General features: G+C 43.0%; 11 protein-coding genes. 1 reads left to right on the forward strand and 10 read right to left on the reverse strand.

What is annotated here, in order from left to right; all coding sequences use genetic code 11:
* Positions 1–260: 260 nt before the first annotated feature.
* The 10 genes from JZY04_RS10150 to dnaB all read right to left on the reverse strand — a co-directional run bounded on the left by JZY04_RS10150 (position 261) and on the right by dnaB (position 13,243).
* Positions 261–1,997, reverse strand: a complete 1,737-nt coding sequence (locus tag JZY04_RS10150) for a thiamine pyrophosphate-binding protein (protein WP_220575417.1) — start codon at positions 1,995–1,997, stop codon at positions 261–263.
* Positions 1,984–2,904, reverse strand: a complete 921-nt coding sequence (locus tag JZY04_RS10155; protein WP_122143146.1) for an NAD(P)-dependent oxidoreductase — start codon at positions 2,902–2,904, stop codon at positions 1,984–1,986. Before JZY04_RS10155 ends, JZY04_RS10150 begins: the two co-directional genes overlap by 14 nt.
* Positions 2,901–3,980, reverse strand: a complete 1,080-nt coding sequence (rfbG, locus tag JZY04_RS10160) for a CDP-glucose 4,6-dehydratase (RefSeq protein WP_122143147.1) — start codon at positions 3,978–3,980, stop codon at positions 2,901–2,903. Before rfbG ends, JZY04_RS10155 begins: the two co-directional genes overlap by 4 nt.
* 5 nt (positions 3,981–3,985) lie before the next feature.
* Complete coding sequence (gene rfbF, locus JZY04_RS10165) at positions 3,986–4,762, reverse strand: glucose-1-phosphate cytidylyltransferase (RefSeq protein ID WP_005781149.1); 777 nt, start codon at positions 4,760–4,762, stop codon at positions 3,986–3,988.
* Between the two features lie 37 nt (positions 4,763–4,799).
* Positions 4,800–6,143 carry a lipopolysaccharide biosynthesis protein RfbH gene (rfbH, locus tag JZY04_RS10170; RefSeq protein WP_122143148.1) on the reverse strand — a complete coding sequence of 448 codons (1,344 nt, stop codon included), beginning with the start codon at positions 6,141–6,143 and terminating at the stop codon, positions 4,800–4,802.
* 172 nt (positions 6,144–6,315) lie between these two features.
* Positions 6,316–6,786 carry a UpxZ family transcription anti-terminator antagonist gene (locus JZY04_RS10175; protein WP_181996477.1) on the reverse strand — a complete coding sequence of 157 codons (471 nt, stop codon included), beginning with the start codon at positions 6,784–6,786 and terminating at the stop codon, positions 6,316–6,318.
* A 35-nt stretch (positions 6,787–6,821) separates the two neighbouring features.
* Positions 6,822–7,340, reverse strand: coding sequence for a capsular polysaccharide transcription antiterminator UpeY (gene upeY, locus JZY04_RS10180; protein ID WP_005778177.1), 519 nt, complete (start codon positions 7,338–7,340; stop codon positions 6,822–6,824).
* A gap of 1,141 nt (positions 7,341–8,481) precedes the next feature.
* Complete coding sequence (locus tag JZY04_RS10185) at positions 8,482–11,331, reverse strand: bifunctional fucokinase/fucose-1-phosphate guanylyltransferase (protein ID WP_122143150.1); 2,850 nt, start codon at positions 11,329–11,331, stop codon at positions 8,482–8,484.
* Between the two features lie 4 nt (positions 11,332–11,335).
* A complete protein-coding gene (locus tag JZY04_RS10190; protein WP_005778184.1) occupies positions 11,336–11,665 on the reverse strand; it encodes an L-rhamnose mutarotase in 330 nt (109 codons plus the stop codon).
* 30 nt (positions 11,666–11,695) lie between these two features.
* Positions 11,696–13,243, reverse strand: a complete 1,548-nt coding sequence (gene dnaB / locus JZY04_RS10195) for a replicative DNA helicase (protein WP_032530667.1) — start codon at positions 13,241–13,243, stop codon at positions 11,696–11,698.
* 180 nt (positions 13,244–13,423) lie between these two features.
* On the opposite strand from dnaB, the gene ispE reads away from it, so the two are divergent.
* On the forward strand, positions 13,424–14,248 hold the full coding sequence (gene ispE / locus JZY04_RS10200; RefSeq protein WP_032542580.1) for a 4-(cytidine 5'-diphospho)-2-C-methyl-D-erythritol kinase: 825 nt from the start codon (positions 13,424–13,426) through the stop codon (positions 14,246–14,248).
* Positions 14,249–14,251: the final 3 nt, after the last annotated feature.

A 14,251-nucleotide genomic window follows, 5' to 3' on the forward strand; every position in this document is an offset into this window, starting at 1 on the left:
TTCAATATAAAACACTCCATAAAATAAGCAAAATAAATATATCAAAAAAAATCCATTGAAGCCACTCTTAAGATTTTGTTAGGAAAATACTTTTTTTAAAAAAATGCTAATATTTTTTATATACAAATAAAGACAAAAATGAAATAAATCAAGATACTATTTTTTAATGTCTACTGTCATTACTCCAAATGCCTACATTGCCCTAACTCAATTTGATTGGATTATATTAATATCATACAACTCACAGATAAAGTATACAATCAAACCTCTGATAGCATATTCTCCTTATATTCTTCTTCTGGCAATAAAGGTAAAGGCTTGGAAATAGGCTTATCATATTCCAATTTCGGAGAAACACTAGTCAAGCCTTCTACCACACATTCAATAATACAGTTGTGGGCTGCCTGCATCTCTTCCCGCAAATCAGGATCATCCAACCGATCAACAGTCAATCTAAAATAAGGTAAGCCATAAGCCATAGAGAGAGATTTAATATCCGGCACTCTGTAGCCTCCATTCAAAGTAGTTCCACACATTCGATCATCAAAATACAAATGTTGAAATTGAGTAATCATACCTAAAGAAGTATTATTCAATATTATTACCTTAATAGGAAGATTATATTGAGAAATAAGCATCAAAGACTGGATAGCCATATGAAAACCTCCATCACCATTTATGGAAAAAACTTTTTTATTTGGATTGGCAAACGAACACCCGATGGCTACCGGTAATGAAAAGCCCATTGGGGCAAGTCCGCCACTTGTTACAAATTTTTGCCCGGATTTTAACCGTAAGGTTTGAGCCGCCCACATTTGATTCTGACCTATATCCGCACATATAACATCGTCGGTTTGAGTCAAAGAATCAAAATACTGCATGAAGCGATATGGAGATTTGTTTTCAACAAAACGCTCTATTTCTTCATCCTGACCATATCGTTGCTTGAGCCCATGCAGGAAAAAATTCCACTCTGAAATATCCCCTAAAGAAACCGGCATTTCTTTTTCCTTCTGTAGAAAGCAATCAATGGTACAATTCACTTTTTTACGATTCAACAAACGATGATATTCCAGTTCGTTATCATCAATATCAACATGAATGATGTGCCCATTTGATAAAAATTGATCCAACCGGGCACCAGTTTGTCGAGTATCCAATCTGGTTCCTAATGCAATCAGCAAATCGGCATTGGCAACGCCCATGTTAGCACAACGGTTGCCATAACTGCCTATCATCCCAATATAATTATCGTATGTTTCATCAATAGCCCCTCTACCCATTAAAGAAGTAATAACTGGGAAATGGTGCCGTCTTATGAAATCATTCAGCAAAAACATATCCGAATTGCAACATCCTGCCCCTAAAAGCAACATGGGACGATGGGACGACTCCATTAATAACCTGATTTCCTCCCAGGCTATCAAAGGATTATTTAAAATACTCTCACCGAAATATCCGATCAATGTTTCCGGATTAATTTCCTCCCGTTGGATATCCATTGGCAGATCCAGCAGTACAGGCCCTTTTCTACCCGACAAAGCAATATATAAGGCTTTATCCAGTTCATATTTAATATCTTCAGCCTTATCTATCAATTTGGCATATTTAGTGACCGGCTTAACCATACTTACAATATCCGTCTCCTGAAAACCTTGCTGACGGACAGGCTTATCATATTTGTATTCATATGTATTCACCTGCCCCGTTATATAAAGAACCGGAATAGAGTCAAAATATGCGTCAGCAATACCCGTCATCATATTAGTAGCTCCAGGACCACTGGTCGAAATAGCAACTCCAAAAAGTCCGGATTCTTTTGCAAAGCCTTCTGCAGCGATAGCAGCGGTCTGTTCGTGGTAAGTTTGAATAAATTGCATATTCGGATTCTGAGAAACAGAATCGACCAGATGGGTGATCATTCCACCTATATATCCGAATATGACATGTACTCCCCGGGACTCGATATACGATATTATATAGTCAGATACTTTCATGTTGTTTTTTATAATAAGTGATAGTATACTCCAAACCGGTATTTAACGGTGTATTCTCAAATCCTCCAAACGACTTTACAAATTTCGACACATCACCTTGCACCAACATTGGTTGATCGGCACGATAGGGTAACGCACCAAAACGCAACTCAAAAGCCGGATTTAATCTATCTCTCAAATGTTCAAGAAGTACTCTTAATTCGATCGCAGTAGAAGATGATAAATTATAGACACCGCAGGGAGCTTTCCCTGAACATACTTTCATTACGGCATTGGCAAAGTCCTTCACATATAAATAAGCGTAGCGTTGTTGCCCTAAAGTCAGATCCATACCAGCCATATTGTCAAGCATATTAGTCAAAAGACCGGGGATCAGCCATTGGTTTGACTCCCGCTCTCCGTATACGGAAAAAACTCTTAACCAGTACCAATCAATTCCACGTAAATCACAGAAAGAACCAACCATCCAGGAAACCATGGACTTCACGTATCCATAGCTATTAACTGGAAACAAGCCGTCATCTTCAGTGACTATCCCATCAAAATCCCCATATTCGGCCTGACTACCCAAAGCTATAAATTTAGAAACATTACTTTTCTCTGCTATATAAAGCAAAGAATTCATAAAGTCAATGTTAGACAGTTGGACCGGCCAATCGTCTCTATTGCCAGACAGGACTCCCGTCCAGGCTGAATGAATAATAATATCAGGGCTAAAAGAGCAAGCTTGCGATATCCAGATAGGGTTATCCGAGTTTATGACTTGTACATGATCAATGAAAGAGACGCAATTGTTCAACGAAGACATTGACCGTTTGGTTATCATCAAGTTAACACCGTTTGCCAGCAAGGCTTCTGCAATATGCGATCCTAAAAAGCCAGTCGCCCCCGTCAATAATATCTTCATTTCAATAAATAATCTTTTATCTGGTCAACACAAACATCATACACCGCCTCTTCCCGGTATCTCTTATACCAGTCCACCGTCAATCCGACCGTCTGCCCGATATTCATCCTAGGCTCCCAGCCCAGACGAAACCGAGCCTTGGAGATATCCAACATCAAAAGACGGGCTTCATGCAATGCATCCGGAGTAGAGAGATCACGCAATTCACCCCGCCCATACTCGGACACAACCCGGGTGGCCACATCCCAAACTGTCGAGATGGACTCGGAACGGGGACCGAAGTTCCAGCCCTCACAATAGTCCGTAGGGGCGGCCCACATCTTTTGTGCGAGCAGCATATAACCGCTCAACGGTTCAAGCACATGTTGCCAGGGACGGACAGCCTTCGGGCTGCGGATATCGATCGTCCGTCCCGATTCCAATGCACGGATACAGTCCGGAATGATACGGTCCAAGGCCCAGTCGCCACCGCCGATCACATTACCAGCACGTACACTGGCTATGCTTTTGCCGTGTCGGGCATACTCCGAGGGGTTGAAGAAAGAACGCCGCCACGAAGCAATCGCGATCTCAGCCGCCCCCTTACTGCTGGAATAAGGATCGTAACCGCCCATAGCCTCGTTTTCACGGTAACCCCAGATTTGTTCCTTATTCTCGTAGCACTTGTCCGTGGTGATCATCACACCCACCTTCACACTGTCAGTAGAACGGATCGCCTCGAGCACACGGATCGTACCCATCACGTTCGTTTCGTATGTATCCACAGGGATATCGTAGCTCAGACGGACCAGGGGCTGGGCGGCAAGATGAAAAACAATCTCAGGTTGACATTCCTGAAAGATAGCCTTTATACGCTCACCATCGCGGATATCGGCACGAAGGTCGGCCTTAATTTTCTCGCCGATACCGGAAAGTACGAAATTGTCTCGAGCCGTAAAAAGGTCTTGGGCCACACCAATCACCTCGGCCCCCAATTCATGGAGCCAGATAGAGAGCCAGCTGCCTTTAAAACCGGTATGACCAGTGACAAGGACGCGTTTGCCCCGATAAAAATTATCAAATATATCAATTCCCATACGGCTTACCACACTTTCCAGGGAGCGACTCCCTGATCCCACATTTCATTCAATTCTGTATTGTCTCTCAGAGTATCCATCGGTTTCCAGAAACCCGTATGACGGAAAGCGTGCATCCGGCCCGCCTTGGCTATAGACTCGAGGGGCTGACGCTCAAAGATGGTGGAGTCACCCTCAGGGATATAATCAAACACTTCGGGTTCACACACAAAATAGCCCGCATTGATCCAATTACGGTCACCGTCGGGCTTCTCCTGGAAAGAGAGGACCTTGTCCGTATCGAGATCGAGCTGCAGGGCGCCGAACTTACCACCGGGTTTGTAGGCCGTAAGGGAAAGGAGGCAGCCCGAAGACTCGTGAGCCTTCAGGGTATCACCGATGTTCAGGTCGGTGACACCGTCACCATAGGTCAGCAGGAAACGTTCGTTCCCGAGATATTTCTGTACACGCCGGATACGTCCGCCCGTTTGGGTATTCAGCCCGGTATCGACCATCGTGACTTTCCAGTTCTCGGAATGGTTATCCAGAATGGTGGTCGTATTGTTGGAAAGGTCCACGGTCATATCGCTGTTATGACGGAAATAGTTGGCGAAATACTCCTTGATGATATATTGTTTATAACCGCAGCAGATCACGAAATCGTTGATGCCGTAATGGCTGTAGGTTTTCATGATATGCCAGAGGATGGGTTTACCACCGATCTCCACCATAGGTTTGGGGATCAGGTTAGTGGCTTCGCTCAGGCGGGTGCCGAAGCCACCGGCTAAAATGACGGCTTTCATTATGCTTGACAGATTACTGAAGGTTAATAACCGGAAATTACTTGCGGGAAGAGACAAAGTCACGGATCGTACCGATCATGTGGTCGAGCATGACACGGGTCATGCCCGGATAGACACCGATCCAGAGGGTATGATTCATAACGTAATCAGTACCTTCCAGATTGCCGATTACGCGGTAGCCCTCACCCGTGGAGCGCATTTCATCAAAGGCGGGATGCTTCAGAAGGTTGCCCGCAAACAGGTTGCGTGTCTGGATCTTCCTACTCTCCAGGTGTTGGGAAAGGTCGTTACGGGTGAAGCCCGCATCTTCCTTCACCGAAATAAGGAAACCGAACCAGCTCGGGTCGGAGTTCTTCTGCACTTCGGGAAGGATTAGGCCGGATGTACCCGCAAGGCCTTCTTTCAGGTAGGCGAAGTTCGACCGCCGGGCTTCGACAATGGAGTCCAGTTTCTCAAGCTGGGCACAGCCGATGGCAGCCTGCATATCGGTCACTTTCAGGTTATACCCGAAATGGGAATAGACATATTTATGGTCGTAACCTACCGGGAGGTCGCCAAACTGTTTGCTGAAACGGTATTTACACGTATTGTCAACGCCCCCGATACACCAGCAGTCACGGCCCCAATCGCGGAAAGAGTTGACCAGTTTGTGCAGCAGAGGATCATCGGTATAGACAGCGCCCCCCTCTCCCATCGTCATGTGGTGCGGAGGATAGAAACTGCTCGTGCCGATATGGCCGATCGTACCTGTTTTCTTTTCCACACCGTCGATTGTATAAGTAGAGCCAAGGGCATCGCAATTATCCTCTACCAACCAGAGGTTATGTTTATCACAGAAATCTTTGACAGCCTGCAAATCAAACGGGTTACCCAAAGAGTGGGCAATCATTACCGCTTTAGTTTTGGGAGATAATGCGGCTTCCAGTTGAGTCACGTCGATATTGTACTCGGGGATGGTGACATCCACAAAAACAGGGACCGCACCATACTGGATGCAGGGGGTCACCGTTGTGGGAAAGCCGCAGGCTACCGTGATCACTTCATCACCCCGCCTGATTCTGCGCTCACCCAACTGTGGTGAGGTCAGGGCCATAAAGGCGAGAAGGTTGGCCGAAGAGCCCGAATTAGTCAGGGAGCAATACTTCACACCCAGCCATTCGGCAAAACGGATTTCAAACTTCCGGGCCCAGGGACCGGCAGTCAGCCAGAAGTCAAGGGACGAGTCAACCAGGTTCACCAATTCGCGGTCATCGAAATAGCGGCCGCCGTAGTTGACAAAACTCTTACCAGGTTCGAAAGAGCGGGAGGAACCGTGAACCTCTTTGTAGTATTCCCGGGTTAAATCGAGAATTTGTTGCTTGAGTGTTTCTTTCTTACTCATTATAATATATCGTTTATATCAAATACTCCTCAACACTAATTAATCTAAGTATAGATATCAAGTAAAATATCATTAACAAAGCAAGGAAATAGTATATACCAATTCCTCATTCTAAAAATACACGTCTTTTCATTTTGAATAATAAAGAAGATATTTTTATATTAAAAAAATATTAATCAATATAATTATTTGGATACTGATTTTCCTCTATCATCTTCAGCATATCTACAGTCTCCTGTTCATCTATCGATAAAGTTTTATTATCCCAGTAATCTATAATTGCATGAGCTTCCTTTGCCAACTCTTCCTCAAAAACTTCTCCATAACAATATGTCAAAAGCTGACACTTGAGCAAAGAAGACGGGAGAGACTCTAACACAAGCAAGGAACGATCCAGAATAACCTGTTTCTTAGATTCCTTATCGCCATAATCATAGATTGTTGCATTGTAGCCCATCAAGAGAGCCAGGCAAAGTCGTGCTTCTTCTTCCGGATTTTCTCCTTTCAAAGCAAACAAAGCATCAGATTTTTGAAGCACTTCAGTGTTTAATTGACGGAAACTGTCGGCATAGATAGGAGAACCGTCAGCGCCCAAATACAATAATTCGTGAGCCACATGTTGCAGCTCATGAATCTGGGTCATAAGAGTATTCATTTTATATGATAAAATATTACTGATTACGGTGCGAGAATGCGAAGGTAGCTTTTAGGAACCTTGACACTGGCAGATAAAACGCCACGAATACGGATAGTGACATAAGTACGATTAGAAAGACTGGCCAGTTCACCTTCAACTCCACAAAAATCTCCCTTGATAACTTGTACTTTGGTGCCAACTGCGAAACAATCATCGTTGAGGATAACAGCAGCAGGGTCGAGATTCATGACAAACATAAAATCTTTCATCTGCTTATCGGGAACAATAAGCATACTCTTAGTGTCAAAATCACGCATATAGAAAAGACGAACCCCGTATTCGTTGGCAATAGCACAAGCAAACTCTTTGGTAGCATGTACAAATATAAGATTACGAATGACAGGAACTTCTACACGACGCCGGCGATATTTCAATTGACGAATGACAAATTGGGTCGGCAAAAAGTACTCGACACCTATTTTCTCTAATGCGTCACGAGTAGTAAGCTCCTGATCCTTACGGGTACGGGCAGCGAACCAATATTCTTGTTGTTGAGACATTTAGAAGGATATATTCCTGAGTGATTTACTTAAGTCCGGGTATGCTTCGCAGTTGGGTGAGACTCTTTTTCTCAGCCAAACTGCAAGATTTTTTATGACTTATTTTAGGTGGAAACGAACGGATTCGATCAATTGATGTTTCAAAAGACGTTCGTTTAATAGCACAAAGGTATAAACTAAATTTTGATGTACAAAATATTTTTAGATGAAAAAGTAAATATACTTCTTTATGTGCTGATTATCAGATAATAATCTGGTAATAAAAACAGCTTTTTACTTATTTTGCATGTGGTCTTTTATCTCCATAATTGATGTTTCAAAAGACGAACGTCTTTTGAAACACATTCACTACTGAATATCAGTTAATTACCAAAGAATTTACTCTTTTTGTTCTTTCTACGTTTACCACATAATATACTGATAATAAACAAATTACCCAACAAAATAAAATCTTCATTATTCTATCTATAAAGGTTTAGAAACTATATACTCCCAAAAGCATTCTGTCACATTGTATTTTGAGTAGTTTCAGGAATCCCTTATTTACGGACCACTGACTAAGTTGTTATAAAAAACACCGGGATTCTATTTTCACCAAAATCATATCTCCACCAAATAAATCAAATCACCAGTCAAAAGATCGACAAACATGCACTAATTTCAATCAGTAAGCAACGGAAAAGGCATCCTATACCTCCAAAATAACATTCAGGAATGATTCATATTGACCTATGCTACAGAAAAGAATTCTATAGTTTTTGTTCAATAAATGAAATCGTGAGGCAAAAAGTAGGAGGATTTTCAATGAAAATGAATTTCGTAACTATACGAAGTTAACTTCGTATTTTCTTATAACTAACTTCTTCTTCACAAGAAGTTAATGTTTTGCAAAGACGAAGTTAACTTCGTATGAAGAGTACACGTATGAAGAAACGAATTAAAGGCAAGTTAATGCTCCATCACTTGCTATTTCATCACTTTCTCAAGACAACAGAGTTTTTAAAACAAGAAAAAAGCAGACTTAAAGATATCAGAATCTCTATTTTACTATCAGAATAACAGAAGAGGCAAACTTAATGAGGAATAGAATAGGAAGTCGACAAGAGATAAAGTATTTACCTCCCGTCGACTAATAATGATTTTATGATCGTGATACTTGGAATCCCTTATCCGACAGCGTCATTTCAACGAAGCGTGCACGAGGATTCGGAGCGTTTTCTGTCAGTATCTTACGAATACGAACAGCAGCTTGCGGATCTTTCGCTACCATATATAGGTACCCGCCACCACCGGCTCCCGGCAATTTATATCCCAAAGTATAATCTTTTATCAGATCGATAATTGCCTCCACAGCCGGCGGATTCGTTCCGCTATCCAATGCTTTGTTTTGTTCCCAGGTTTTTCCTACCAAACGGCCAAACTCAACAAAACTTCCACGCTGTATAGCTTCATTCATATCCAATGCATGTGCCTTCATTTCCGAGAGCAAATTGAGATGCAACGATGAATTGAGGAACATGGAACTGACTATTTCTGCCAAGATTCCTTTTGCCGTACGAGTTATACCGGTATAATAAAGCAAGTGACAGTCTTTATATTCAGGATGCGTAAATAAATGATCGGGTAGCCAACGCACCAATGGGCTTTGAGCAAAACCCGCCTCGGTCTGAAGAAGCTTCACACCCTGCAACACACCTCCATACTGATCCTGCCATCCACCACCGGTAGTCAACAATTGTTCAAGAACAAGGGTGCGTTGACAAATCTCATTCTTATCCCAGGCTAAACCACAGAAATCGTTAATGGCACCAAGTACGGTAGAAGCTAAAATAGAACTTGTACCCAAGCCGGAACCTGCCGGAATAGCCGCCAATAAAGTCACTTCAATACCTGCACCGAAATCTTTAAGCTGTTCCTCCAATGAAGCATAAGATACAGCAGAAAACGCAGGTGCAAAGCCTGCCAACGATAGAGCGGCTTTCGGTATAGAAAATGGTGAACCGATCTTCTTATAATCCTGCAATTCATCAAACGTAGATACTATTTCCATGGCACCCATATCGATAGAACGCAGGACGATATGGAAGTCTTTGCACGGCTTCACATAAACCTGTAAGGGAGGTTGTCCGTTCAACTCAATGGCCAGATTCACAACGTTTCCTCCCGAATAAAGTGAATAAGGAGGAGTGTCGGTCCACCCTCCTGCCATATCGATACGTACAGGACTGCGTCCCCAAACAATCTGATCGGAATATACATCCAGTTTTGGTTCACTCTTGCGGTTGCTGATCTCGCCTAACAATCCATCGCGCAGCAGATCAAAAGCAGCCTGTTCTTCCGAACGATAGTCTTTCCCGTCTAATTTCAAAATACGCGCACGCAACATCCGGTTATGGATTCGTGACATCTGCAGAGCATCCTCAGGCAATAACTCAGGCATATCCAAACCAAGACGTACAAAATCTTCGGCCGCATCGGCCAGATCGAGTTGATAGAAAACACTTTTTTCATGATTAACGGCCAATGCTTTCCAGTTTCCTTTTCTGAACTCTTCACGCTGTGCATACAAACGTTTCAGATTGGCACCTGCCGAAATCTCGTCTGCAGAGAAACGTTCGGAACGTAACCAAATGCTCTTTCCCTCTTCCAACTCAGGTTCGGCCAACATCCACCTCAACACCAATCCCAATTCTTCAGCAGAGTTAACCAAAGGAAATACAGAAGCAGCCTGCAAGTCGTCCGTACGTCCTTTCAAATCTGTATATGAAAGACCACGTTTCGCCATCCATTCACCAAAAGGAATACCCGTCAAGGTTGTTTTAGAATCTCTCAAATCTCCTTTGAAAACATCGTCCAGACCGTATGGACGGGCAACAAAGCCCTTATCTCCCATCGGAACCACATCTACACACACTCCGGCAGGAACAGTCAATGTCCAGTCATTTTCCGGTACACCGGTTATGATATGTCGTGAAGCTATCTTCCACTGAGCCCCTATATGGCTGTTTTCAATCCATAAATCAGCATTCTCTGCACAGAGAGGTATCTGCACTACAGCATTTTGGACAAACATAGCCGGATTGGGTTTTACTTTACGATGCATGATACGACGCTGATCGTACACTTTATTCTGCACAGAAAGAGTGGAAGAAATCAGCTCTTTACTGGTACCATAATGATAAAACTCTCCCCCGGGCAAAGGTAAAATAGCAACCGACAAAGTATTCACCTCTTCATCTTCAATGCACGGGTGTGCGCCAAGAGCCAATCCAAAATCGGAATAAAGATCGTAATATCTCAGTTCCTCAGAATTCTCTTTATAGGAACGCTTCATCAACACCTCCACAGCACGGTCACTCAAAAGCCAGATGCCAATATCCATCAGAAAAAGATGAGTCTTTGACAATGACTCCAGTTCATCCAAAGAAGGTTTTTGGAGCATGAAGTCAAGTTTTTCAGGATGTTTCCGGTCGGAAGCAAATACACCATGATGAGTGGCCAATGAAGGATCAACCCATAGTCCATAGCAAACTACATCTGCAGACGGAATGGTTTGTAAAGGCTTCTCCGAACGAATATATACGTCACCGCTCGCAATCAATGTATGCAGATTTTCCGGAGCTAAAGACATGATCTTTTCATACAGAGGCAACTGTAAGGAAAGCAAGTTCTGCCCAAGGTGTTGTCCCCTCTCCCATCGGAACACAGGAACCGGTGTCAGTATCTTGCCCGATGGTGCGTAACCGGGCAGACGACGGCTTTGTCCGCCTGCATGCAACAGAATTCTTTTCTCTTTTCCCAGCCACCCGGAAAAAGAGGTCCCGTCAGCAAATTCGTTATAACATTCTTTCAGTAACCAAGCTGTTCCACCTCCGGAACCAAGTTTTTTGCCTACCGGATCGGAAGTACAAAACCAATCGGTACGGTTTACCCGCTCTAATTCATGAAAGGACTGAACCAGATTAGGAGGCAAAGATAGTAGTTTTTGCATATCGTCAGAGTTTAAATATACGTTCCATCATTTTCCATTTCTCGTGTGATGCTTGTCCTGGCAACGAACGCTGGAAGCGGGACATATAAGCTTCCCATTCAGCCTGCCGAGGCAGTTTAGCCAGACGTTCGTTATCTTTTATCCAATCGAATTCATCTACCGTATCGACAATCATAAAGAGAGTATGTTCGTGGATATAAATCTGCATATCGAGTATCCCGACTTCACGGATACCTGCTTTAATTTCCGGCCACACATGCTGATGTTCTGCAACATAAGCACGAATCAATTCCGAATCGTCGTACAATTCGAGTGTTTGGCAATATCTTTTCATGGTATTATAAATTAAATAAATATCTTATTTCTAAAAAGGCAAAGGTCCGTCATTGCTTCCTCCGAACGGATTACCTCCCTGAGGGGCAAATTCAGCTGGAGGCGGAGGTACACTCCCGGTATTATTCATGCGCGACCCCAACATAGCTCCTGCATCAGGCAATGGAATCACCATATCGTCATCCGGATTCTGGAAACGGGTATATTCACCTTTGAATCGCAACAGAACATCGCCAACTGCACCATTACGATGTTTAGCGATAATAATTTCGGCCATTCCACGGAGATCGTTTCCTTTATCATCCTGAAATATCTTGTAATATTCGGGACGGTGAATGAAGCACACCATATCGGCATCCTGCTCAATGGCACCGGATTCACGAAGGTCACTCAACTGAGGACGCTTTCCTTCAAGTCCTTCACGACTCTCGACACCACGGTTCAACTGTGACAGAGCAATAATCGGGATATTCAACTCCTTGGCAAGTCCCTTCAATGAACGTGAAATGGTACTGACCTCTTCCTGGCGGCTGCCGAATGCCATACCGCTGGCGTTCATCAACTGCAAGTAGTCAATGATGATAATTCTCACTCCATGCTCACGTACTAACCGACGCGCCTTGGTACGAAGTTCAAATACGGAAAGTGAAGGTGTATCGTCCACATAAAGCGGTGCATCCAGCAAATCCTTTAGTTTATAATCGAGCTGTTGCCATTCATAAGCTGCCAATTGTCCGCTCTTGATTTTTTCACTCGGAATTTCACAAACGTTCGAGATCAGACGATTGACCAACTGAACGTTACTCATTTCAAGAGAAAACAAGGCTACCGGATTCCTAAAATTCACGGCAATATTCTTAGCCATTGAAAGTACAAAAGCCGTTTTACCCATGGCCGGACGGGCTGCAATAATTATCAAGTCGGATTTCTGCCATCCGGAAGTCATCTTATCCAGTTTGGTATATCCACTCTCCAATCCGCTCAGACCATCGGTACGTGCGGCGGCTTTCTGAATCTGTTCGTAAGCTTCCGCTATGATCGGATTGATCTGCGTATAGTCTTTCTTCATGTTCCGCTGCGAAATCTCAAAGAGTTTTCCTTCAGCTTCTTGCATAAGATCATCTACATCAAGAGTCTCGTCAAACGCCTTACTCTGAATATTACTTGTAAAAGTTATAAGTTCTCTTGCCAGATATTTTTGTGCTATGATACGAGCATGATATTCAATGTGAGCAGAAGATGCCACTTTACTGCTCAATTGAGTAATATAAAATGGTCCTCCGACTTCTTCCAACTCGCCACGCTTACTGAGTTGCTCTTTTACTGTCAGAATATCTACCGGTTTTTGATTAACGGCAAGGTCGGTAATAGCAGCATAAATCAACTGATGCCGATGTTCATAAAACGATTCCGGACGGAGAATCTCACTCACCAGCGAATAAGCATCTTTTTCAATCATCAAGGCCCCGAGCACAGCTTCTTCCAGTTCCGGCGCTTGCGGCTGGATACGCCCATAATCATTTACGGGTTGAACCTTGGACTTAGTGGTACTACGGGTATTTCTTCTTTGTTCGGCCATCTGTATTTTTATTGAAATATAGAAAATGAATAGTGGATTAAGTTGTATACATCCACAAAATGTAGGCAAAGATAATTCTCTATTATCAATTTTCCATTATCAAATCTGAATTATTTATTTAACTTTGCGTCCATTAGATAGCATTAATCATTAACCACGAATCATTAATAGTCCAAAGACATGATTACATTTCCGAATGCCAAAATAAACCTGGGGCTGAACATTACTGAAAAACGTCCGGACGGATACCATAACCTGGAAACAGTGTTCTATCCTGTACCTCTGGAAGATGCTCTGGAAATTACAATATTGAATGACTCTAAACAGAAATTTGCTTTGCATCAATCCGGTCTTGAAATCAGTGGAGAACCCGAAAACAATCTGGTAGTAAAAGCTTATCTTTTACTTGATCGGGAATTTCAATTACCCCCGATAGATATATACTTGTACAAACATATTCCTTCGGGTGCCGGATTAGGAGGTGGCTCTGCAGATGCTGCTTTCATGCTGAAGCTGCTAAATGAAAAATTTTACCTGCATCTGACAGACGAGAAACTGGAAGAATATGCTGCCATGTTAGGAGCAGACTGCGCTTTTTTTATAAAAAACAAACCAACTTTCGCAGAAGGTATCGGAAATGTCTTTTCCCCTGTCGATTTATCACTGAAAGGGTATCAGTTAGTACTTGTAAAACCCGATATCTTTGTCTCGACGCGGGAAGCTTTTTCATTCATTAGGCCCCGCCATCCCGAACATTCATTAAAAGAAATCATCAAACGTCCGGTAAACGAATGGAAAGACAACATGCTGAATGATTTTGAAGAAAGTGTCTTCCCACAGTACCCTGTAATCGAAGATATCAAAAAAGAACTTTACCGCAAAGGAGCCGTATATGCTGCCATGTCTGGTTCCGGTTCATCTGTCTTCGGTTTATTCAACCCTGAAGAAGAAATAGCAGATTTAGATTTCGGCCAGGCATTCTGTTTTCAAACGAAATTGAAATAGCCC

Source organism: Bacteroides sp. 11BF (assembly GCF_019633765.1).
GTDB lineage: Bacteria > Bacteroidota > Bacteroidia > Bacteroidales > Bacteroidaceae > Bacteroides > Bacteroides hominis.

Excerpts from the sequence above, each read along its gene's own strand:
- JZY04_RS10150 (WP_220575417.1), bottom strand. The coding sequence starts at position 1,997 with ATGAAAGTATCTGACTATATAATATCGTATATCGAGTCCCGGGGAGTA.
- JZY04_RS10155 (WP_122143146.1), bottom strand. The coding sequence starts at position 2,904 with ATGAAGATATTATTGACGGGGGCGACTGGCTTTTTAGGATCGCATATT.
- rfbG (WP_122143147.1), bottom strand. The coding sequence starts at position 3,980 with ATGGGAATTGATATATTTGATAATTTTTATCGGGGCAAACGCGTCCTT.
- rfbF (WP_005781149.1), bottom strand. The coding sequence starts at position 4,762 with ATGAAAGCCGTCATTTTAGCCGGTGGCTTCGGCACCCGCCTGAGCGAA.
- rfbH (WP_122143148.1), bottom strand. The coding sequence starts at position 6,143 with ATGAGTAAGAAAGAAACACTCAAGCAACAAATTCTCGATTTAACCCGG.
- JZY04_RS10175 (WP_181996477.1), bottom strand. The coding sequence starts at position 6,786 with ATGACCCAGATTCATGAGCTGCAACATGTGGCTCACGAATTATTGTAT.
- upeY (WP_005778177.1), bottom strand. The coding sequence starts at position 7,340 with ATGTCTCAACAACAAGAATATTGGTTCGCTGCCCGTACCCGTAAGGAT.
- JZY04_RS10185 (WP_122143150.1), bottom strand. The coding sequence starts at position 11,331 with ATGCAAAAACTACTATCTTTGCCTCCTAATCTGGTTCAGTCCTTTCAT.
- JZY04_RS10190 (WP_005778184.1), bottom strand. The coding sequence starts at position 11,665 with ATGAAAAGATATTGCCAAACACTCGAATTGTACGACGATTCGGAATTG.
- dnaB (WP_032530667.1), bottom strand. The coding sequence starts at position 13,243 with ATGGCCGAACAAAGAAGAAATACCCGTAGTACCACTAAGTCCAAGGTT.
- ispE (WP_032542580.1), top strand. The coding sequence starts at position 13,424 with ATGATTACATTTCCGAATGCCAAAATAAACCTGGGGCTGAACATTACT.